The organism is Nocardiopsis sp. CNS-639, from assembly GCF_000381685.1.
Lineage (GTDB): Bacteria > Actinomycetota > Actinomycetes > Streptosporangiales > Streptosporangiaceae > Nocardiopsis > Nocardiopsis dassonvillei.
Genome location: NZ_KB906854.1, coordinates 164,285 through 183,628, shown reverse-complemented (window position 1 = coordinate 183,628; position 19,344 = coordinate 164,285). Strand labels below are relative to the sequence as shown.

The following is a 19,344-nucleotide window of genomic DNA, read 5'->3' as shown; positions in this document are numbered from 1 at the left end:
CTCCCAACACGCTCCGTGACCACGGGACGCGTTCCCGGCTCCCGCCCGGGAGCGGAGGGCACGACGGGCCCGCGGCCGGGACGACCGCTGACGTCCCCGTCCGGCGCACCCCGGAGGAACGCTTCCCCGTTCTCCCGCGCCCCGCCCGTCGGCCCCTTCCCCACCAGTCCGCATTCCCCACCAGTACGAAGACTCCGGAACGGAACATCCGAGATGCCGAGAAGTCCCCAGACCCCCTCACTGCTCCTGAGAGGGGCCTGCGCCTCCACCTCCGCCCTCCTGGCCTTCGGGCTGCTGCCCGCCGCCCCCGCGCTGGCCGAGACCGCCGTCAACCCCGTGTCCGGCAACCAGGGCTTCCTCGTGGTCACCGAAGGCGACGCGGTCCTGGCGGGCAACGAGTCCGAGGGAGCCATCGCGGTCGGCGGCGACCTCGTGTTCGGCGACTACAACGTGGCCGCCCACACAGCCGGTTCCCACACCGCCGAGGGGGACGAGCACCCCACCGCCCTCCTGGTGAACGGCCGGGTGGACTTCGGCGCCAGCGAGGGCGACCTCAAGGTGCTCCAGAGCGGATACGTCAAGGTCGGCGCGGCCGCGGACGCCGACATCAGCACGACGGACCACAACGGCGCCCAGGTCAACACCGTGGTCGCCGGTCCCGAGGGCCGTGAGAGCACACCGCGGATCTCGCTCACCGTCCGCCAGCCGCAGGAGTCCGTCACCGGCCCGGCCCTCGACGTCGCGGGGCTGTTCCCCGCCTACCGCGAGCGCTCGGCCGGACTCGCCGCGTGCGAGGGCGGGGTGGTCCCGCTGCGGACGGGCGAGGGCTCCGAGGCCCTGCCGCCCTTCGAGCGGGGCGCCAACGTCACCCTGCCGCTGGCCCAAGGCGCCCAGAACGTGTGGAACGTCGCCGCCGAGGACCTGGCCGCCCTGGAGGTCATCACCTTCGAGGACAAGCCCGGACCGGACGCGCCGCTCCTGGTCAACGTCGACACCTCGGGTGTGGGCGGACGGTTCGAGTGGCGCACCCCCAACATGGCCGGGATCGGGCTGGAGGAGGCCCGCTACGTGCTGTTCAACTTCGGGGACGCCGCCTCCGTCACCTTCACCCCCGACAGCCGGACCCTGGAGGGCACCGTCTTCGCCCCCGACGCGAAGGTGAGCTGGCTGTCGCCGAGCAACATCGAGGGCAACGTCGTGGCCGCCTCCTTCGAGCACGGCTCCCTGTCCGCGGGCGTCGTCGGCAACGGTGAGCTGCACAACGGCGACTTCTCCGCGGAGCTGACCCCGTGCGGGCCCGGCGGGGGCGAGACCCCCGAGGAGCCGGGAGAGCCCGAGCCGACTCCGGACGGTGAGGAGCCCGAGGCCCCCGAGGAGGAGCCGACCGAGGCTCCCGTCGCGGAGGAGACGCCCCGTGAGGAGCCCTCCGCGTCCCCCTCACCCGAGCAGGCTGCCGGATCGGACGGCGGTCTGGCCGTGACCGGCGCGAGCCTGTGGGGACTGGTCGGCGCGGCGGTGGTGGCGATCGGGGCCGGTGTGGCGGCCTTCGTGTTCACCAGGCGCAGGAAGTCCGGGTCCTCCGTCTGAGGGAGGTCCGCGGGAAAGGCGGCACGGGACCGGCCGCCGGTCCGGTGACCGGGACGCTGACTGCGGGGGCCTCGGCGGCGGTCGGCACCGGTACCGTCCGCCTGAGTTCCGCACGGGGGCTCCGATCCGGGTGATCGGAGCCCCAGGCGTTCACCGGGGCTCCTCGGTGTCCGGCGCCTCCCGCCCGTCCGGCTCGGGGTACTCCTCGCGGATGCGCAGCGCCAGCTCGCTGAAGCCGCCCCGCTCCAGGACGATCACCTGTTCGTGGACGAACTTCGCGCGTTCCCCGGCGTCCTCGAAGGAGTCGGCCAGCCCGCGCAGGATGGCCACCTGCACGTCGCGTTCAGCCGACTCGGGGCCTTCCTCGGCGGGCCACCAGTAGCTCTCGTACCCCTCTTCGTCGACGTCGCTGCCCGGGCCCGGGGACGGCTCGGGCCCGTCGTCCCCACCGAGGTCGAGCGGGTCGTCCAGCGGGTCGGGACCGCCGAAGGCGTCGAGGCCCCCGTTCACGGCCGGCGCCGAGGGGACCTTCGGGCGCGGGGAGGGCGAGGCGGCCAGATGCGGGGGAGGCGCCTGACCGACCCGGGAGGGCGGGAGATCCTCCAGCTCCTCCTCGGCGTCGCGGACGGCCTCGCGCAGCTCGCGGTCCTTGCGGAGGGCGGCCATGCGGCGCAGCCGTTCGGCGTCCTCCTCCGGCAGGCGCAGGCTCACCTCCTCCGCCCACACCACGACCCCGGCTCCGGTGACCGCCGTCTCCACCGCGAGCCGGGCGGCCAGCTCGCACTCGGCCGTCCCGTGGTCGCCGGGTCGGACGCCGCGGGTCAGCCCGGACGCGCGGGTGACCACCGCCAGGACGGCGGGGGCGACCGGGTTGCGCAGGCTCAGGTCAACGTGGCCCTCCCACCGCCAGTGGACCACGGCGGAGAACACCAGGTCGTAGTCCCGCGCGGCGCTGGGCAGCGCGACCGGGCGGATCCGGGTGCCGCCGCGTTCACCGAAGGCTCGGAGCGTTTCGTCCTGTCCGCCGTGGGCCTGCGCGGAAGAGGTGTGGGCGGTCGCGTCGGCGGCGTCCGGAGCCGCCACGGCGGCCGCGGCGTCACCGAGGTACGGGGCGAGGGCGCCCAGCACCAGCACGGCCGGGATCCACAGCAGGGTCCACAGACCGATCAGGGGGTACAGGACACAGGGCACCACGACCACGACCGTGGCGGCCGCCACGAGGTGCGCGCGGCTCAGGGGGGTGACGGGGGTGACGGTGTGCCTCCTCTCGCGGCGCGGTCGCACCGGACGGACCCGCTCGGGCGAACGGGGCTCCGCGACGCGGCACGGTCCTGGGCGAACCGGCGCGATCCCTTCCGGCGACATCCGACAGTCTGCCCCAGATCCGGAGCGGACGCGTCACGAACCGGTGCACACGCCTTACGAGCACGTCGCATCCACCGGACGGGCCCCGTGATCCGGGCCCCGAGCCGCGCGTTCCCACGCATCCCACGCGCCCCGTGAGCCCCGCCCTTGCGAGCGTCCCCCGGCACCCCGGCGGGACGCGCCGCACCACCGCGAACCACGAGCCACGACACCCCGTGTGAGCCCCCGGCTCACCCTCCCGGCACGCCTACGAGGCGCTCACACCACCGGGGACCACGGCCCCGCGAGCCCCCGGAGAACCACCGCCCCGCCGACGGTTCCCGAACCCGCCAGGCGAACACCCGACCAAGGGAACGTGTCCCCCGCACCCCTGTTGGACGAACACCTGCCACCGTGTCGGCTCCGGGGTCGCCTCGGGTCTTCGAAACGGCACAGAATGCGATCATCCCCCGCGACTCACCCCCCGGACCCACCCTCGTCGCCGAGCCCGCTCTCGGAGCCAGCCCATGTTCTCAGCACCCGCCCGGACCGGACGCCGTTTCCGGCCCGAGGTCCAGGGTCTGCGCGCCGTCGCCGTCCTCCTGGTCCTCGTCTACCACCTCAACCCCGCCCTGCTACCGGGCGGTTACGTCGGCGTCGACGTGTTCTTCGTGATCTCCGGCTTCCTCATCACGTCGCTGCTGTACCGCGAGGCCACCGAGCACGGCAAGGTGTCGATCGGCGGCTTCTACGTGCGCCGCATCCGGCGCCTCCTGCCCGCCGCGACGACCGTGCTCCTGGTCACCGGCGCGGTCGCGCTCTTCCTGCTGCCCGTCACCCGCCTGGTGGACACCGCCTGGCAGCTGGTGGCGTCGGCCGCCTACGTGGAGAACCTCTACCTGGCCCAGCAGGCGGTGGATTACCTGGCCGCGGACGACCCGCCCAGCCCCGTCCAGCACTTCTGGTCGCTGTCGGTGGAGGAGCAGTTCTACCTGGTGTGGCCGCTCCTGTTCGTGGTGTGGTCCCTGGCCCGGCGACGCTGGCGGGCCTCCGCCGGGACCCTCACCGTCCTGTTGGGCGCGGTGCTGGTGCTGTCCCTGGCCTGCTCGGTGCTGCTGACCTCGCGGGAGGCGGCCTCGGCGTACTTCCTGCCGACGACCCGCGCCTGGGAGCTGGCCGTCGGCGGCCTGCTCGCGATCGGGCTGGCGCACGGCGGCCTGCCCCAGCGCTGGCGCGCGCCCCTGGGCTGGCTCGGCCTGGTCGCCATCGCCGGTTCCGCGGTGGCCTATGACGACGCCACGCCCTTCCCCGGCTGGGCGGCGATCCTGCCGGTCCTGGGCGGCGCGGCGGTGATCGCCGCCGAGGACTCCCCCGCGAGGCTGTCGGCGTCCCGGCTGCTGAGCACCGCGCCCGCCCGGTGGATCGGCGACGTGTCGTACTCGCTGTACCTGTGGCACTGGCCGCTGATCGTCTTCGCGCTGGTGCTGCTGGGGCAGGAGAGCCTGGGCGCGGTGGAGGCACTGGCGGTCGCGGCCGCGTCCGTGCTGCTGGCGTGGGCGACCAAGGTGTGGGTGGAGGACCCCGTGCGCGACCGTGGCCTGGTCCGCCGCGGCCGCTCCGCCCTGGCCGTGGCCACGGCGGGCGTGGTGACGGTGGCCGCGGTGAGCGGCGCGGTGTACGTGCGGGCCGACCAGGAGCGGTCGGTGACCTTCAACCCGGCGGTGCACACCGGTCCCGCCGCCCTCGGCCGGACCGCTGACGCGGGTCCGCTCTACCCCTCCCCCGTCAACGCGGAGGACGACGTGCCCACACTGTACGACGACGACTGCCAGGCCTCCCACTCCGAGACCGACCCCTCCGACCCGTGCGTGTACGGCCCCGAGGACGCCACCCAGGACGTGGCCGTGCTCGGGGACTCGCACAGCGCCCAGTGGGTCACCGCGCTGGAGGGGATGGCCGAGGAGCGGGGCTGGCGGCTGCACCTGTACACCAAGTCCTCGTGCGCCTTCACCGACACGGTGATGAAGGGCCCCGACGGTGGCCCGTACACGGCGTGCAGCGACTGGAACCGCGCGGTGATCGGCGAACTGGAGGAGCTGCGGCCGGACCTGGTGTTCACCAGCTCCTCCACCGCCAGCGACCCGGCCGAGGAGACCACCCCGGAGGAGGACCTGGTCGTGGTGGCCGAGGGCATGGGTCGTCTGTGGGAGGAGGTGGCGCGGGTCAGCGGCGAGGTCGTGGCGCTGCGCGACACCCCGCGCGCCCGCCGGGACGTGGTGGAGTGCGTGGCGGCCAACCTGGAGGACCCCTCACCGTGCGAGCGGTCCGAGCGGGACGCGCTCCAGGACGCCGACCCGCAGGAGATCGCGGCCCGCGAGTCCGGGGGCGAGGTGCACTGGGTCGACCTCACCGACCGGTTCTGCGTGGACGGCGGGTGCCCGGCGGTGATCGGCAACGTGATGGTCTACCGCGACTCCGGGCACATCACCAGCACCTACATCGACCTGCTCACCGATGACCTGGCCGCGAGAATGGACGAGGCGCTGGAGTCCTGAGCGCGCCCCGCGTGGGCAGCGCGGGAAAAGCGCGAAGCGGCGCGGGATATCCCGCGATGGCGCGTTTCCCCGCATGAAATACCCCTTTTCTCATGAAACGAGAAAAGGGGTGTTTTTCTTGGTTGATGTCGCAGTATGAGCAGTTCGAACCGGTTCTGCGCGCACGGGGAACACCCACGGACACGCGCGAAACCAAAAGGCCCGTGTTCTCCCCGTCAACGCACGCATGAGGGGTATGCTCGTGACCCGAAACGGCCGCACAGGGAGAACACGGGAAATCCCCGGCCGTGAAAGGCGGAGCCGATGCAGGGACGCGAAGCGACCGGGACCGGCGGGGCGGTAGCGATCACCGCCTCCGGCCCCAGAGGAGCCGCGTGAACTGACCGGCACCGCCTCCGGGGCCCGCCGCCCACCCCCCTCACCGGACCGTACGACCACGACCACACGAGGGGAGCGGGATCGCACGATGCCCTGGGACGCACAGGAACGCACACGCTACGAGGACGAGGTGCTGGTGGCCGCGCGCGCCCACGGGCTGCCCGCGGACCTGTTCACGCGCTACGGTGTCGAACCCCGCCTGGAGCTGCGGCTGTGCGCCGATCCGGCCGCGTTCACCGAGCACGTCAACGAGGTGTGCGCCCACTGGCGCGCGCTCCGGAGCAGCCGCCGCTCCCTGAGGGAGGTGCTGGACGACCTCATCGCCGAGCACGAGCGGCTGGAGGGCGAGGGCGCGCTGACGCACGCCCACTTCCGGCAGGTCCGCGCCGACGAGGCCCGACGGGTCCTGAACACGTGGTCCGAGATCGCCGGGGGTCTGACCACCTCCCTCCTGGACCGCGACACCCTCCGGTCGATGATCGCGCCGGTGGGCGTCACCGAGGCCGACGCCGAGCGCGTCCTGCTCGAACACGGCGTGCGCGTCGTGGACCGGCTTCCCGAACTGGACGACGCCCCGTCCGAGGACACCCTGCGCGCCCTGCGCGGGCACCTGCGCACCCGGGGCGTGCCCTTCTCCCCCATGGAGGTCTTCGGGGAGCAGCGCCTGGCCGAGGGGTTCACCGTGCTGGACGGCTTCCGGCTCCACGACGGCACCGCCCTGGACAAGGCCGCCCTCGACGAGGCGGTCCAGCGCGTACGGCTGGAACCGGAGTCCGAGGGCAGGGCTGCGGCCGAGAACGTGCTGGAGATCCTGCGCGCCGAGGGAGACCGGGCCGACGCCCTCGTGCTGGGGGAGATCGTCGGCGACCTGCGGGAGCGCCCGGAGGCCCTGAACGAGTCCGGGCTGGCCCGGCACTGGGTCAGCCGGGGGCTGGCCGAGGAGGAGGCACTGCTGCTGTCCGCGGCCGTGCGGCGGTCCGCCCCCGGCGCCGACGCGCCCGCACGGGCGGAGCGCGACGTGCACGACCTGCTCGCGGACAACCGGCTGCGCCAGGCGCAGGAGGCCGCCGAGGACCTGCCCGAGGACCACGACCTGCACGAGCGCCTGCGCGCGCGGATGCAGCAGGTGGAGGAGCTGACCGCGCAGGCGGAGCGGGCGCTGCGCGCGGGCGACCGGGAGGAGGCCGCCCGGGCCCTGGCCGCGGCGGCGGACGCCGCGGCCGACGACGAGGCGCTCGCCGCCCGGCTCGGCGAGGTGGCGACGCCGCCGCCGCGCGGCGTGGAGGCCAGGGTCGACGGCCGGAACGTGGTGGTCTCCTGGCAGCCCGGCCCCGCTCCGGACGAGTCGGTCACCTACCGGGTGACACGGCGCACCGGGCGGGACGGGAGCGCCCGCGAGGCGCTGGTGGGCGAGTCGTCGGGAAACGAGGTCACCGACACCGGAGCGCCCGTGGGAGCGGAGGCGCGCTACGCGGTGGTGGCGGTGCGCGACGGCCTCGGGGTGTCGGAGGAGGCGTCGTCCGCGCCGGTGATGATCGCGCCGGAGGTCTCCTCGCTGCGGGTGCGCGCCGGGGAGCGGTCGGTGTCCGGCTCCTGGCAGGCCCCGGCGGAGGCGGTGCGCGTGGAGGTGCTGCGCGGTGTGGGGGCGCCGCCGCGCGGCGCGGGCGACGGCGTGCGCGTGGAGACGGACGGGTCGGGGTTCTGCGACACCGACGTCGAGATGGACGTGGAGTACCACTACCGGATCCGCGCGGTCTACGTGACCTCGAACGGGCACGCGCGGGGATCGGCGGGGCTCGTGCGCCGGGCCAGCCCCGGCCCGTGCCCGGAAGCGGTGCGGGACCTGTCCGTGGTGCCGGACGGCGGCGCGGACTTCCGGGCCTCGTGGACACGGCCCTCCCGGGGGAGGGTCGTGCTGCGGGTCGGGGAGGAACCGCCCGAGTGGCCTCTGGGCACGGTGCTCGGCCCCGACGACCTGGAGTCCTACGGCCGTGAGGTGGCCCAGACCCCGGTGGCCGACGACGGGGGGTCCCCCGAGGGCAGTGGGGCCGATTGGAACAGCGGAACGGGTGTTCGCGCAGGCGCGGGCCGTGCCTCGGGGCCGCCCCCGGGGTCGGCGAACGGTCACGCGGACCCCGCGCGCGGGGGGATGCCCGGCGAGGAGAGGGAGGGCGTGCGCGTGCTCGGGCCCGGGGAGAGAAGTACGGGCCACACCCGCACCGCCCCCGTCCAGGACGCCCGCACCCCGCACGCGCCGCGCACCGGCGCCGCGGCTCCCGAGGAGGGCAGGGCCCGTCCCCGTGAGGGCGCGTTCCGCGACACGGGCCACTCGCACACCATGCCACCCGAGGAGACAGGGGCCAGCCCTCGTGAGGGTGCGCCCCACGTAACGGGTCACCCGAACACAGTGCCCTCCGAGGAGGGCGGGATCCGCTCCCCCGAGGGGGCGTTCCACGCCGCGGGCCACCCGCGCACCGCGCCCTTCGAGGAGGACGGGCACGGGGGGACCGAGGGCATCCGCGTCCTGGGGCCGGGCGAGAGGAGCCCCGCCCGGAGCCGGGGCGCCGACCACGGCGCGGGCGCCCGACGCGAAGGCTTCGCGGACGAGGAGGGAGAGGGAGTCCGGATCCTGGCCCCCGGTGAGCGGCCCTCGGGGCAGACCCGGACCGTTCCCGGCCAGGACGCCCGCACCCCGCACGCGCCCTCCAGCGGTTCCGCGGCGCCCGGAGGTGCCGCGGGGGACCGTGCTCCCGCCCCTGCCGAGGGGCCCGGTGAGCGCATCCGCAGTGTCGGAAGGCACGCCAGGCTCTCCCCCGCCGCGGAGTCCCCGGCACCGGCGGCCACCGGGGCGGGGGACGGTGCCCTCGGCACTCCCGCGCGCACCGGGGCGGACGCCCGCGACGGGCGCGAGCACTCCGTGAACGCCCGGGCGGTGCCCGCGGCCGACGGCGCCGACCTGCCGCGCGTGGTGCTGCCCTCCCCGCCCGCGGGCGGGGAGGGCGAGGGCGCCCGCGTGTTCGGCTCCGCGGGGCGGACCGGCGCCGACCTCCACGACGACGAGACCCGCACGGCGAACCCGCCGTCGCACCGCGCGGCCGCGGGCGACCGGCCGGGGGGCGGACCGGTGGTGCCCCCGCAGGGCGTCGCCCTCCACGACCGCGCCGAGGGGCGCGCCGCCACGGGCCTGCTCACGGACGCGGCGTCCCCCGGGGCCGGGCACGGCGGTACGGCCACGTACTCCGGACCCGGGAGACCGGAAGGTCCGGGGGCTTCCGGCGGCCGGGTGGCGGGAGGCCCGGACGCGCCCGGCGGCACGCACGAAGGACATGCGAAGGCCGGGGCTCCCGAGGCAGCTGGGAACCGAGGTGCGTCAGCGACTCCTGACACCGCGGGGGCTCCTGACGCGGAAACGGTCACCAGCACACCGGGGAGCCTCGGAAGAGGAACAACCGGAAACCCCGAGCCGGCGGCGACCACCGGCGTCACACACCACGCCCCCGGAACGGCAGCGCCCACCGGTGTGCCGGGAACCCCCGGAACAGCCGGGAACCGTGGGCCAACCGCGCACGCTGGTACTCAGGGGGTTCCCGGGACGCCAGCGGCCGGAGCGGCCCCGTGGAACCGCGGGTCGGCCGCCACGGCGGTACCGGGGAACCGCATGAGCGCGGCCGAGGAACAGGGCGCGCACCAGGCACAGGCCCCTCGGGAGGAACGGGAACGGGTGGCGTTCACCCTGGAGTCGGGCACCAACCACGTCCTGGCGGTGACGGTGGCGGGCGACCAGGCGGTCGTGGGCGTCTCCGTGCGGGTGACCGCGGCCCCGCCCGTGGAAGGGCTGCGCGCGGAACGGTTCGACACCTCGGTCCGGCTCGGGTGGACCTGGCCCGAGGACGCCTGCGCGGCGATCATCTCCTGGCGCCCCGAGGAGCGCGGCACGGAGACCTGGACCGGCGGCCAACTGCGCTGCACCCGCCGCCAGTACTCCTCCGACGGGGGCTTCGAGACGCTCATGGGCCCCGAGTCGGTGCGGGTGGACGTGCGCGCCGTCGTCCCCTTCGAGGGCGGGGAGGCGGTGAGCTCCGCCGCGACCGTCACCGTTCCCGGCAGGGCCGTGCTCGACTACCGCGTGGAGTCGGCGGGCCTGCTGCGCCGGGACCGGGTGGTGCACCTGGTCGCGGAGGAGGACTGCACCATGCCCGAGGTGGTCGTGGTGTACGCCGACGGCCCCGTCCAGCCGCACACCGCCGACCAGGGGACGGTGCTGGCGGTCCTGCCCGCCCAGTACCTGTCGGCGGGCGAGTGGGTCTCGGTGCGCGTACGGCCTCCGCGGGGCACCGGCCAGGGCTGGCTGATGTGCTTCCCGGCGGACGACGACGGGACGGGGGTGCGGCTGCGCCAGCCCCCGGTGAGGGAGTTGAGGTGTTGAGAAGCCTGGACGCCGTGCGCTCGCTGATCCCCGTCGAGGGCCGCCTCCTGGTGTGCCCCTACTGCTACTCGCGGTTCGCCGAGCGCCGCATCCGCTTCCGGTGCACGGGGCGCCCGGGACCGGACGGGCGGGTGTGCGCGCCGGTGGAGGACGCCGCGATCCGCGCCCAGTTGGGGCGGCGCGAACGGTTGCCGCCGGTCTTCGAGGCCGACGGGCGCAGTGCCCGGGCGGTGTGCCCGGAGTGCGCGTCGACCACCGGCAGACAGGTGTGCGCCACCTGCCACGCCCAGCTCCCCGTGAACTTCGGACGGATCCGCAGCCGGATGATCGCCCTGGTCGGAGCGCGCGACGCGGGCAAGACGGTGTTCATGACGGTGCTCATCCACGAGCTGATGAACCGCGTGGGCTCCCGGTTCGACGCGTCGGTGGGGGGTTCGGACGACCAGACCCGGTACCGGTTCCACGCCGACTACGAGACCCCGCTCTACGAGGAGGCGCGGCTGCTCGGCGCCACCCGGCGCACCGGGGTCACCCGCGAACCGCTGGTGTTCCGGTTCACGACCCAGCGCCGGGGGCTGGGCGGCAGGCGGCCGCAGCACACGCTGCTGTCGTTCTTCGACACCGCAGGGGAGGACCTGACCTCCGAGGCGAGCGTGGAGGCGAACCTGCGCTACCTCAACAGCGCCGACGGGATCATCCTCCTGCTGGATCCGCTCCGGATGGAGGGCACCCGGCAGCTGGCCGCCGCGGGCGGGCGACCGCCCGCCCCGGACAGGGCGCGGAGCCGACCGCTGGACATGCTGGGGCGCGTCACCGACCTGCTGATGAGCCGCCCCGGAGCCGTCAACAGGCTGATCCAGGTGCCCATGGCGGTGTGCCTGACCAAGATCGACGCGCTGCACGGCGAACTGGACGAGGGCTCGCCCCTGCACCGGCCGCAGCCCACCGCGCCGTTCTTCGACGAGTCCGACAGCCAGGACGTGCACGCCCAGATCCAGCAGCTGCTGCACCGGTGGGACGGCGGCGGGGTGGACGGCCACGTGCGCAACCACTACCGCAACGCCCGCTACTTCGGGGTGTCGGCCCTGGGCGGCGTCCCCGACGCGGGCAACCGCGTGCGCGGCGGGGTGCGCCCCTACCGGGTCGCCGACCCGTTCCTGTGGATGCTCAGCGAGTTCGGGGTCATCCCCTCGCGCGAGGCGTCCCGGTCCTGAGTCCGGCCCGGCGGACCCGCCGGGCCGGGGTGTCCGGGCCCCTGTGAACCACCACCGATCCAGAACCAGACCCCCCGCGACGACCAGACCGAAGGGGTGCGCCGATGGGCTTCGCGCAGCTGTACTACACCTCGTGCGAGCACGGCCTGTCCGGTTACGCCGGGTACCAGTTCAACGCGGCGACCCCCGGGGTGGACCCCCGGGTGCTCAGGGAGGTCGAGCGGTTCACCGTGTACGAGCCGCCGCGGTCCCGCGATCGCGTCGACGAGCACCCGGTCAACCTGTGCTACTCCCCCGACGTGGGCGGGGTGCCGGTGGTGAGCCGCGTGGTCTCCAGCGGCGACGACCCGTCCGGGAGGCCGGGCAACTACTTCGCGCACAGCCTGGTGGCCGCGGGGCCCGAGGAATCCGGCCCGCTGCCCGCGGAGCTGTGGGAGGCCGACTTCTGGGCGGAGGAGCCGGTCGGCGACCCCGGCCTGTCCGAGCTGCCGGAGCTGTCGGAGCCGGAGATCGGCCCCGGCCCGCTGGACCGCCCGCGCACCGACGCGTGGGTGCGGGGCCGCTCGGCGGAGGTGGTGACGCGGTTGCTGCTCGCCGTCGACGACGCCGTGGACGACTCCCGCCCGCTGGTGCTGGTGGCCGACAGCACGTCCGTGGCGCACTGGGTGGCGGCCCTGAGCCACCTGCTTCCGCCGCGGCGGGCGCGGCTGCTGTCGTTCGCGACCTACTGCGGCGACCCCGACGAGGCGCTCGTGCAGGTCGTCGGCGTCGCGCCCGACTCCGACACCGCGCTGTGGCGCGACAGGTTCACGGTGTACGACCCGGAGGAGGACCCGCCGGACGCGCTCCCCGAACCCGACCCCCGTGCACGGGCCGTGGCCGACCGCCTGGTCCGGCTGGGCACGCGCCGGGCGGCCGTGTTGTGGCACAGGGCGCGGCCGTACGCCTCGGGCCGCGAGGGCGCGCTGGCGGACTGGCTCCCGGTGCTGGCCGCGGCGTCCCTGCTGGACGCGGACGCTCCCGCGCGCGAGGACCTGCGGGAGGTGCGCGAGTGGCTGTCCGAGGCGGTGGAGTGGCTCGCCCCCGAGGACGCGGCGGCGCTGGTCCACCGGATCCTGGACGCCGACGCCGCGGGGTCGGAGGAGGGCCGCGTGGGGATGGAGGCCAGCGACCGGGGGCCGGACCGGAACCTGGTGGGCGCGGGGTCCGGCCGGTCCTCGGGCGGGGCCGCTCGCGGGCCGGTCGGCGGCGTGCTGGACCGGGCGTTCGTCGGCGGTGCGGGCGGAACGTCCGCGGGAAGCCGCGGCGGGGTGCCCGGCGGTGACCGGAACGAGGCGCCCGGCGGGGGGCGGGGCGGGCTCTCCGGCAGGAACCGCGACGGAGCGTCCGGGGGCTCCGCCCTGCTCACGGAGCCGTCGTCGGGAGTCCTCGACCCGGCCGACCTGGCCGGTTTGCAGCGGGTGGCGCACCGGCTGGGCGGCGCGGACGGGACCACCGAGCGGCTCGAACACGTGATGGTCCGCCGCTCCCTGGACGACATCGCCGCTGGCGGGGGCGCCCCCGCGGTGACGCCGATGCGCACGGAGTCGGTGCGCTGCGCGGCGCGGGAACGGGTCGCCGCCCTGCTGGGGGGCGAGTGCGGCGAACTCGCCCCCGACCGGGCTGTGGTGCTGCTGCGCTGGGCCCGGGCCAGTGGTCTGCTGCCCTCCGAGGAGAGCATGGAGCGGTACGGCGGCGGGGTACTCGCCCCGCTGCTGGCCGCCTCGCACCTGCCCTCCCCGGAGGCGCGCGCCCTGGTCGCCGCCCACCCCGGGGTGCGCCGGGGCGCGGCCTCGCACCTGGCCGCGCTGCCCCGCGAGAGGTTGGCGGCCCTCGCGGCCGGGCCGGTGGGCGCCCTGTTCGCCAACGACCGCGACGGGTCCAGCGCCGTGCTGCGCGAACTGAGGCTGCTGGCCACCGATCCCCGAGGCGACCTTCCGGGGCTGCTGTCGTATCTGGTGTCCGTACGCAGGGAGGGCCGGGCGGCGGGCGCCGCCGGGCTCGCCGCGCACGACCTGGACGAGGACCTGCTCACCGATGTGTGGGGCCCCGGGCACGGGCCGCGGGCCGCCCTGCTGGTCCTGAGGGTGCTGCGTCCCGGGGTCCTGGTGGCGCCGGGGGTGGGCGGCTGGGTGGCCGAGGCGATGGCGGCGCCCCCCGAAGCGGGCCAGGAGCGGACGTGGCGGGAGCTGGTGGACGAGGTGTCCCGGCACTGGTTGCGGACCCGGCTTCCCGATTCCGGCCGACGGGTCGTCGTGGAGTGGTCGGAGGTCCGCCCGTCCCTGGTCGCACTGCGCGCGGCCGGGGAGGACCGTGCGCACGACCGGCTCGCCGCCGTGTACGCGGCCGTGCGGGGAGCCCATCCGGCGGTGGAGGAGGTGGCCTGGCGGCTGGTGGTACGCGTGCTGTTGGGGTGGTGTCAGTGCTCGCTGCTGGCCGAGGCCCTGCGGGACTGCCCGGCGCAGGTGTTCGAGGCCTACGGCGAGGCGGTGTCGGCCCGGCTGGCCGACGACCGGCCGGACACGGCCACGGCAGCCCTGGTCTACCGGGCGACGAGGCACCGGATCCTGGCCGGGCACGGGCGGGCCGGGCACCTGGACGTGTCGGTGCTCGCACCGGCCGTGGGCGGGTGGCGGCGGCGCCACCTGGCGAGGATGCGCAGACAGCTGCCGCGCGAGTCGGCGGCCGGTTTCGACGAGTGGGCGCAGCGCTCGCGCGAACCGCGCGGGCGCGGGTTCCTGGGGCTGGGTCCGCGGTCGGGCGAGCGGCGGTCATGAGGGGGGCGGCGTCCGCGGGGCGGTCTGCGCCGAGGCGGGCGGCCTCCGGAGGGCGGAGCGCGCTCACGGGGTGGTCGGCGCTCAGGCGGGCGGCGGCCACGAGGCGTGCGGCGCGGTCGCGGCGCGACGACGGCGGCGCGCAGATCGGGGTGGCCCTCCTGGTCGCCGCCGGTGCGGGCTTGGGCCTGGTGGTCGTCTACCTGCTGCGGTGGTGGCTGCTCGCGGGACTGGTGAGCGCCGTGGTGCTCGGGGGAGGCGCCGCCCTCCTCGCCGGGTGGTGCGTGCTGGTGCTCTCCTACCTGCGCCGCGTGCGCGAGGTGATGTGGGCGGGCGACCACCCGGACGAGCCGCTGCCCGGCACCCGCGACGACCCCGCGCACCTGGCCTACCACGGCGGTCCGGCCTGGTGGGACCTGCGCGCGGTGGTGGCGCGCAGCTGGGGGGCCGCGGCACCCTGGAGCGTGTTGCTGCTGCCGCAGTTCCTGGTCCACGCCCTGGTGGTGGGCCTCTACCTGGCCGCGGCGTGGACCGCCGTCGGAGCGCTGCGGCTCGCGGACTCGGGACTGCTGCTGGTGCGACGGATCCGCATGGTGTGCCCGGGGTGCTTCCTGCGGCTGGGTTACCCGGCCTACCTGTGCGCGCGCTGCGGTCGGCGGCACGGCGCCATCCGCCCCGGCGGGCGGGGGCTGTGGCGCCGGGAGTGCCTGTGCGGAGCGCGCCTGCCCACGCTGCTCCTGCTGGGTTCGGCCGACCTGGAGGCGCGGTGTCCGCACTGCGACCGGGGGCTGGAGCACCGTCCGGGCGAGGCCAGGGAGTTCGTGCTGCCGCTGTTCGGGGGCACGGGCGCGGGCAAGACGCGACTGGTGACCGGCATGAACCTGGCGCTGGCCCAGGCCGCGCGCCGGGCGCCGGAGGCGTACGTGGAGCCGGTGGGCGAGGAGACGGTGCGGCGGCTGCGGGAGGGCGAGCGGGTGCTCGCGGCCGGGTCCCGGACCGCGCCCACTCCCCCGGGCCGCGAGGTGCGGGGTCTGACCGTGCGGGTGGGCGCGAGCGGCAGGACCCTGCTCATGCAGCTGTTCGACGCGGCGGGCGAGCGGTTCAACCGGTCGGCGACCGTCGAGGAGCTGGCCTACCTGGGCCGGGCGACGACGTTCGTGCTGGCGGTGGACCCGTTGGGGATCGAGTCGGTGTGGCGTTCGCTGACCACGCGGGAGAGGGCCCGGCTGGCCGGGGACCGGTCGCACACCCGCGACCCGGAACTGGCCTACGGGGCGGTGCGCGACGAGATCCGGCGCCAGTACCGGATGCTGGCCCGGCGCCGGGGCGGGCGGGGACTGCGCCAGGCCCGCCTCGCGGTGGTGGTCACGCGCGGCGACCTGGTGCGGGGCACGGCCATCGCGCCCAGGGAGACCGACCCGCGCGTGTGGGCGGAACGGACCCTGGGACTGGGGAACCTGCTGCGGGACGCCGAGGCCGACTTCGGGGAGGCGCGGGTGTTCCTGACCTCGGCCGTCACCGACCGGGAGGGGCGGGCCGACCCCAGCCTGAACGCCCTGCTGCGGTGGACGCTGGCCGGGGAGCACGACGCTTTCACCGCGATGCTCGCCGCGTCGCGGGAGGAACCCGGGACCCCGGGCGGAACGGGCGCGCCGGAAGCGGCGGGGGATCGCGGGGCGTCACAGGAGCTGCGGCCCGTGGGCCGCAGCCCCCGGCACGCGCGGCCGGAGCGGACCGGGCCGGACCGCCCCGAGTACGCGGAGGAGAGCCGATGACCTACCGGGGAGCCGGGCACCGGGGCACGCGCCGGACCGTGGCCGTGGTGACGTACGCGCTCGCGGGCGCGGTGACCGCGGCCGTGCTCGCGGCGGCGGTCTGGCTGGGAGTGGTCACCGTCCAGGGGGTGTGGGCCCACGCCCTGTCCCGCGTCACCGAGGGCCCCTGAGCCGCCCCCGAACCTCGGTAGGCCCCTCGGACCAGTCCCGAGGACATCCCCGTGACGGCAGGGGTGCCCGACCCGGCCGCACCCTCCCACCTGCGCCTGTGGCACAGTGACGGCGATCGCGGCACCAGCCGCCACACACCCCGGGAGGGAAACCATGGCGATCTTCGCCGTCACCTACACCTACGCCCCCGACAGCGCCGCGGCGCGCGACGAGCACCGCTCCACGCACCGCGAGTACCTGGCCGCGCAGGACGCCAACCTCTGCTCGGGCCCCTTCGGCGCCGAGGACGCGCCCGGCGCCCTCCTGCTCTTTCGCGCCGGCTCCCGCGAGGAGGCCCTCGCGCTGACCGAGAAGGACCCCTTCCGCATCCAGGGGCTCGTCTCCGAGGTGGACGTCAGGGAGTGGCTCCCGGTGCTGGGCCCGCTCGCCGAGCACTTCTGAGCCCGCCGGAGGGCACGACCCTCCGGAGAGCAGGCGACGCCGACCGGGACGGAACCCCTTCCGTCCCGGCCGGCGTCGTGTGCGGCGGCCCCGCGCCTCCTCCGGCACGACCGGGCCGCCGAACCCCCTGGACCCGCCCCGCCGCCCCCGGCGTCACTCCTCGGCGAAGCCGTTGTCCCTCATCCACTGCGGGTCGGGGGCCACCATCTGGAGGATCTCGATGTAGAGGCCCTCCGGACCCGAGACCTGGAAGCGGCGCTGCCCCCAGGGCTCGCTGACCAGCGGCATGATCACCTCCACCCCCGCCTCCCGCAGCCGCTTCTCCTCGGCGTCCACGTCCGGGACCAGGAAGGCGACCAGCGACTCCGCCCTCCCCGAGCGCAGCACCTCGTGCGTGGACGGATGGTCGCGCAGCACGAAGTCGATCGACAGCTTGGGGTGGTCCTCGTGCTGGGTGTTCAGGTACCAGCCGAGGTCGATGTTGACGTTGAAGCCGAAGTGCTCGGAGAACCACGCGGCGCTGGCGCGCGGGTCGTCGCAGAGCACGGCCAGTCCGACGAGATCGATATTCACGGTGCCTCCAGGGGATCGCTTCCAACCACTTCAGTCAAAGTACTACACACATCGTGGTTATGGCAACCGACTTTTCCCGCCCAGGCGCCACGCGGGTGCTATACGATAATGATTATCGTTTTCTTTGAAAGGAGGGTGTCCCCCGATGGAGCCGACAACCCCCATGCGCGTGGCCGTGGTCTGCGGCCTGCACCGCCACGCGCGCGGACGGAGCGTGGACGACCTGCTGGCGGAGGTCCCGGGGTCCGTGGCCGTGCACCACGACCTCGACGGGATCGCCGAGGGGATCGTCCACCGCGTCACCCGTGACCGCTGGGGTCCTGTGGACCACAGCCGTGTTGACCTGGACCACCTGTGCGCGTCCTGCACACTGCGCGAGGACCTCGTGCCCACGCTGCTGCGGCTGGCCGAGCGGGGTGAGCACACCCTGTGCGTGGTGGAGACCTGGGACGGGGTCGAACCCCGGCAGGTGGCCGAGGTCGTCGCGGCCCGGGAGGAGCTGAGGCTGGCCGCGGTCATCGCGGCGGTGGACGCCGACCGCCTGCTGCCGGACCTGTCCGGGCACGACGACCTGAGCGACCGGGACCTGGACATCGCGGTGGAGGACGAGCGCACGGTCGCCGAGGTGCTCGCCCACCAGGTCGAGTACCCGACGGCGGTCGCCGTGCACGGAACCCGCCACCTCGACGAGGCCCGCGCCCTGGTGGAGCACCTCAACCCGGCCGCCGTGGTCGTCCCCTCGGGAGGCGGGCTCGCGGACCTGACGCACGGCCGGTTCGACCCCGAGGCGGCGGCGCACCGGCTCAACCCGGCCTGGGCGCACTACGCCGACCGCGCGGACGGGCGGGTGCGCACGGTGACCTGGAACCGCAGGCGCCCCCTGCATCCCGTGCGGCTGCACGAGGCGCTGGAGCGGATCGTGTCCGCGGGCCTGCGCGGCCGGGGCCGGATCTGGCTGGCCAGCCGCCCGGACACGCTGCTGGTGTGGGACGCCTACAACGACGCCCTGCTGCTGGAGAGCGGCGGACCCTGGCTGGACGCGCTGCCCGAGGCCGCGGTGGAGATGGTCTCCGAGACCCGCCGGGTCTCGGCGCTCCTGGACTGGGACCCGGTGCTCGGCGACCGCGGCCAGCACCTGGCGTTCACGGGTGTGGACCTGGACGCCCGACGCCTGGTGGCCCTGCTGGACTCGTGCCTGATGACCGAGGACGAGGCGGGACAGCCGCTGCGGTCCGACCCCTTCGCCGACGCCCTGTAGAGGGACGGCGCCACGACGGGAGGGCCCCGGACACCGGGGAGCCCGAACGGTCCGCGAGTCCGCGGGCCGCGAACGAGAGGAGGGACCGCCGTGTCCCGTGTCTGTCAGGTGACCGGAAAGGCTCCGGCCTTCGGAAACTCAGTCTCGCACTCCCACCGGCGCACCAGGCGCCGGTTCGACCCCAACATCCAGACGAAGAAGTACTGGCTGCCCAGTGAGGGGCGCTATGTGAAGCTACGCGTGAGCACCAAGGGCATGAAGGTGATCGACGCCCGCGGCATCGAGCGGGTGGTCGCCCAGATCCGCGCCCGCGGCGGGAGGGTCTGATGGCCAAGAAGAGCAAGATCGCCCGCGACCAGCAGCGCAGGCGCGTGGTGGCCCGCTACGCCGAGCGCAGGGCCGAACTCAAGCGGATCATCCGCAGCCCGCACACCGGTGAGCGGGAGCGCGCGGAGGCGGTGGCCGAGCTGAACCGGCAGCCCCGCGACGCCAGCGCCACCCGGCTGCGCAACCGCGACGCCGTGGACGGGCGGCCACGGGGGCACCTGCGCAAGTTCGGGCTCTCGCGGATCCGCTTCCGGGAGATGGCCCACCGGGGCGAGCTGCCCGGGGTGACCAAGTCCAGCTGGTGACGGAAGCGGGATCCGGTCGCGCGCTCGGCGGTGTGACCCCCGACGCCCTGCGGCTCGACCGGATCCGACACCACGGGCCCCGCGCGGTGCGCGCGGGGCCCGTGTGCGGTTCGGGTGCGATCCGGGGCCGTCAACGGACGGCGGCGGTCCCGGTCAGCGGCGGCGCTGGCCGGGACG

At 75.3% G+C, this 19,344-nt stretch carries 13 protein-coding genes; 11 read left to right on the top strand and 2 right to left on the bottom strand.

Annotated features, from left to right (window positions below; all coding sequences use genetic code 11):
• Window positions 1-213 precede the first annotated feature (213 nt).
• Complete coding sequence (locus G011_RS0100705; RefSeq protein ID WP_019606771.1) at window positions 214-1,587, top strand: choice-of-anchor A family protein; 1,374 nt, start codon at window positions 214-216, stop codon at window positions 1,585-1,587.
• Window positions 1,588-1,737: 150 nt separating this feature from the next.
• On the opposite strand, the gene G011_RS0100700 is transcribed toward G011_RS0100705, so the two are convergent.
• Window positions 1,738-2,871, bottom strand: a complete 1,134-nt coding sequence (locus G011_RS0100700; RefSeq protein ID WP_026337883.1) for a hypothetical protein — start codon at window positions 2,869-2,871, stop codon at window positions 1,738-1,740.
• A 587-nt stretch (window positions 2,872-3,458) separates the two neighbouring features.
• Here G011_RS0100700 and G011_RS0100695 point away from each other — a divergent pair.
• The 7 genes from G011_RS0100695 to G011_RS0100665 all read left to right on the top strand — a co-directional run bounded on the left by G011_RS0100695 (window position 3,459) and on the right by G011_RS0100665 (window position 16,704).
• A complete protein-coding gene (locus tag G011_RS0100695) occupies window positions 3,459-5,486 on the top strand; it encodes an acyltransferase family protein (RefSeq protein WP_019606770.1) in 2,028 nt (675 codons plus the stop codon).
• A gap of 466 nt (window positions 5,487-5,952) precedes the next feature.
• A complete protein-coding gene (locus G011_RS0100690; RefSeq protein ID WP_026337882.1) occupies window positions 5,953-10,290 on the top strand; it encodes a fibronectin type III domain-containing protein in 4,338 nt (1,445 codons plus the stop codon).
• Window positions 10,284-11,504, top strand: coding sequence for a TRAFAC clade GTPase domain-containing protein (locus tag G011_RS0100685; RefSeq protein ID WP_155979692.1), 1,221 nt, complete (start codon window positions 10,284-10,286; stop codon window positions 11,502-11,504). The genes G011_RS0100690 and G011_RS0100685 overlap by 7 nt, the downstream gene beginning before the upstream one ends.
• 104 nt (window positions 11,505-11,608) lie before the next feature.
• Window positions 11,609-14,320, top strand: a complete 2,712-nt coding sequence (locus G011_RS0100680; RefSeq protein WP_019606768.1) for a GTPase-associated protein 1-related protein — start codon at window positions 11,609-11,611, stop codon at window positions 14,318-14,320.
• Between the two features lie 149 nt (window positions 14,321-14,469).
• The gene (locus tag G011_RS29445; RefSeq protein WP_019606767.1) at window positions 14,470-16,092 is read left to right on the top strand and encodes a TRAFAC clade GTPase domain-containing protein; all 1,623 of its coding nucleotides are present in this window, start codon (window positions 14,470-14,472) and stop codon (window positions 16,090-16,092) included.
• The gene (locus G011_RS31550; RefSeq protein WP_019606766.1) at window positions 16,089-16,262 is read left to right on the top strand and encodes a hypothetical protein; all 174 of its coding nucleotides are present in this window, start codon (window positions 16,089-16,091) and stop codon (window positions 16,260-16,262) included. The genes G011_RS29445 and G011_RS31550 overlap by 4 nt, the downstream gene beginning before the upstream one ends.
• A gap of 154 nt (window positions 16,263-16,416) precedes the next feature.
• Complete coding sequence (locus tag G011_RS0100665; protein WP_019606765.1) at window positions 16,417-16,704, top strand: YciI family protein; 288 nt, start codon at window positions 16,417-16,419, stop codon at window positions 16,702-16,704.
• Window positions 16,705-16,857: 153 nt separating this feature from the next.
• Here the strand turns inward: G011_RS0100665 and G011_RS0100660 are convergent, their stop codons facing one another.
• The gene (locus tag G011_RS0100660) at window positions 16,858-17,277 is read right to left on the bottom strand and encodes a VOC family protein (protein WP_019606764.1); all 420 of its coding nucleotides are present in this window, start codon (window positions 17,275-17,277) and stop codon (window positions 16,858-16,860) included.
• A 163-nt stretch (window positions 17,278-17,440) separates the two neighbouring features.
• Here G011_RS0100660 and G011_RS0100655 point away from each other — a divergent pair, with 163 nt between their 5' ends.
• The 3 genes from G011_RS0100655 to rpsN all read left to right on the top strand — a co-directional run bounded on the left by G011_RS0100655 (window position 17,441) and on the right by rpsN (window position 19,167).
• Window positions 17,441-18,535 carry a GTP-binding protein gene (locus G011_RS0100655; protein ID WP_019606763.1) on the top strand — a complete coding sequence of 365 codons (1,095 nt, stop codon included), beginning with the start codon at window positions 17,441-17,443 and terminating at the stop codon, window positions 18,533-18,535.
• Between the two features lie 90 nt (window positions 18,536-18,625).
• Complete coding sequence (gene rpmB, locus G011_RS0100650) at window positions 18,626-18,862, top strand: 50S ribosomal protein L28 (protein ID WP_026337879.1); 237 nt, start codon at window positions 18,626-18,628, stop codon at window positions 18,860-18,862.
• Window positions 18,862-19,167 carry a 30S ribosomal protein S14 gene (gene rpsN, locus G011_RS0100645; RefSeq protein WP_019606761.1) on the top strand — a complete coding sequence of 102 codons (306 nt, stop codon included), beginning with the start codon at window positions 18,862-18,864 and terminating at the stop codon, window positions 19,165-19,167. Before rpmB ends, rpsN begins: the two co-directional genes overlap by 1 nt.
• Window positions 19,168-19,344: the final 177 nt, after the last annotated feature.

What these genes read in the sequence shown, in the direction of transcription:
- G011_RS0100705 (WP_019606771.1), top strand. Translation starts at nt 214, where the DNA reads ATGCCGAGAAGTCCCCAGACCCCCTCACTGCTCCTGAGAGGGGCCTGC.
- G011_RS0100695 (WP_019606770.1), top strand. Translation starts at nt 3,459, where the DNA reads ATGTTCTCAGCACCCGCCCGGACCGGACGCCGTTTCCGGCCCGAGGTC.
- G011_RS0100690 (WP_026337882.1), top strand. Translation starts at nt 5,953, where the DNA reads ATGCCCTGGGACGCACAGGAACGCACACGCTACGAGGACGAGGTGCTG.
- G011_RS0100680 (WP_019606768.1), top strand. Translation starts at nt 11,609, where the DNA reads ATGGGCTTCGCGCAGCTGTACTACACCTCGTGCGAGCACGGCCTGTCC.
- G011_RS31550 (WP_019606766.1), top strand. Translation starts at nt 16,089, where the DNA reads ATGACCTACCGGGGAGCCGGGCACCGGGGCACGCGCCGGACCGTGGCC.
- G011_RS0100665 (WP_019606765.1), top strand. Translation starts at nt 16,417, where the DNA reads ATGGCGATCTTCGCCGTCACCTACACCTACGCCCCCGACAGCGCCGCG.
- G011_RS0100655 (WP_019606763.1), top strand. Translation starts at nt 17,441, where the DNA reads ATGCGCGTGGCCGTGGTCTGCGGCCTGCACCGCCACGCGCGCGGACGG.
- rpsN (WP_019606761.1), top strand. Translation starts at nt 18,862, where the DNA reads ATGGCCAAGAAGAGCAAGATCGCCCGCGACCAGCAGCGCAGGCGCGTG.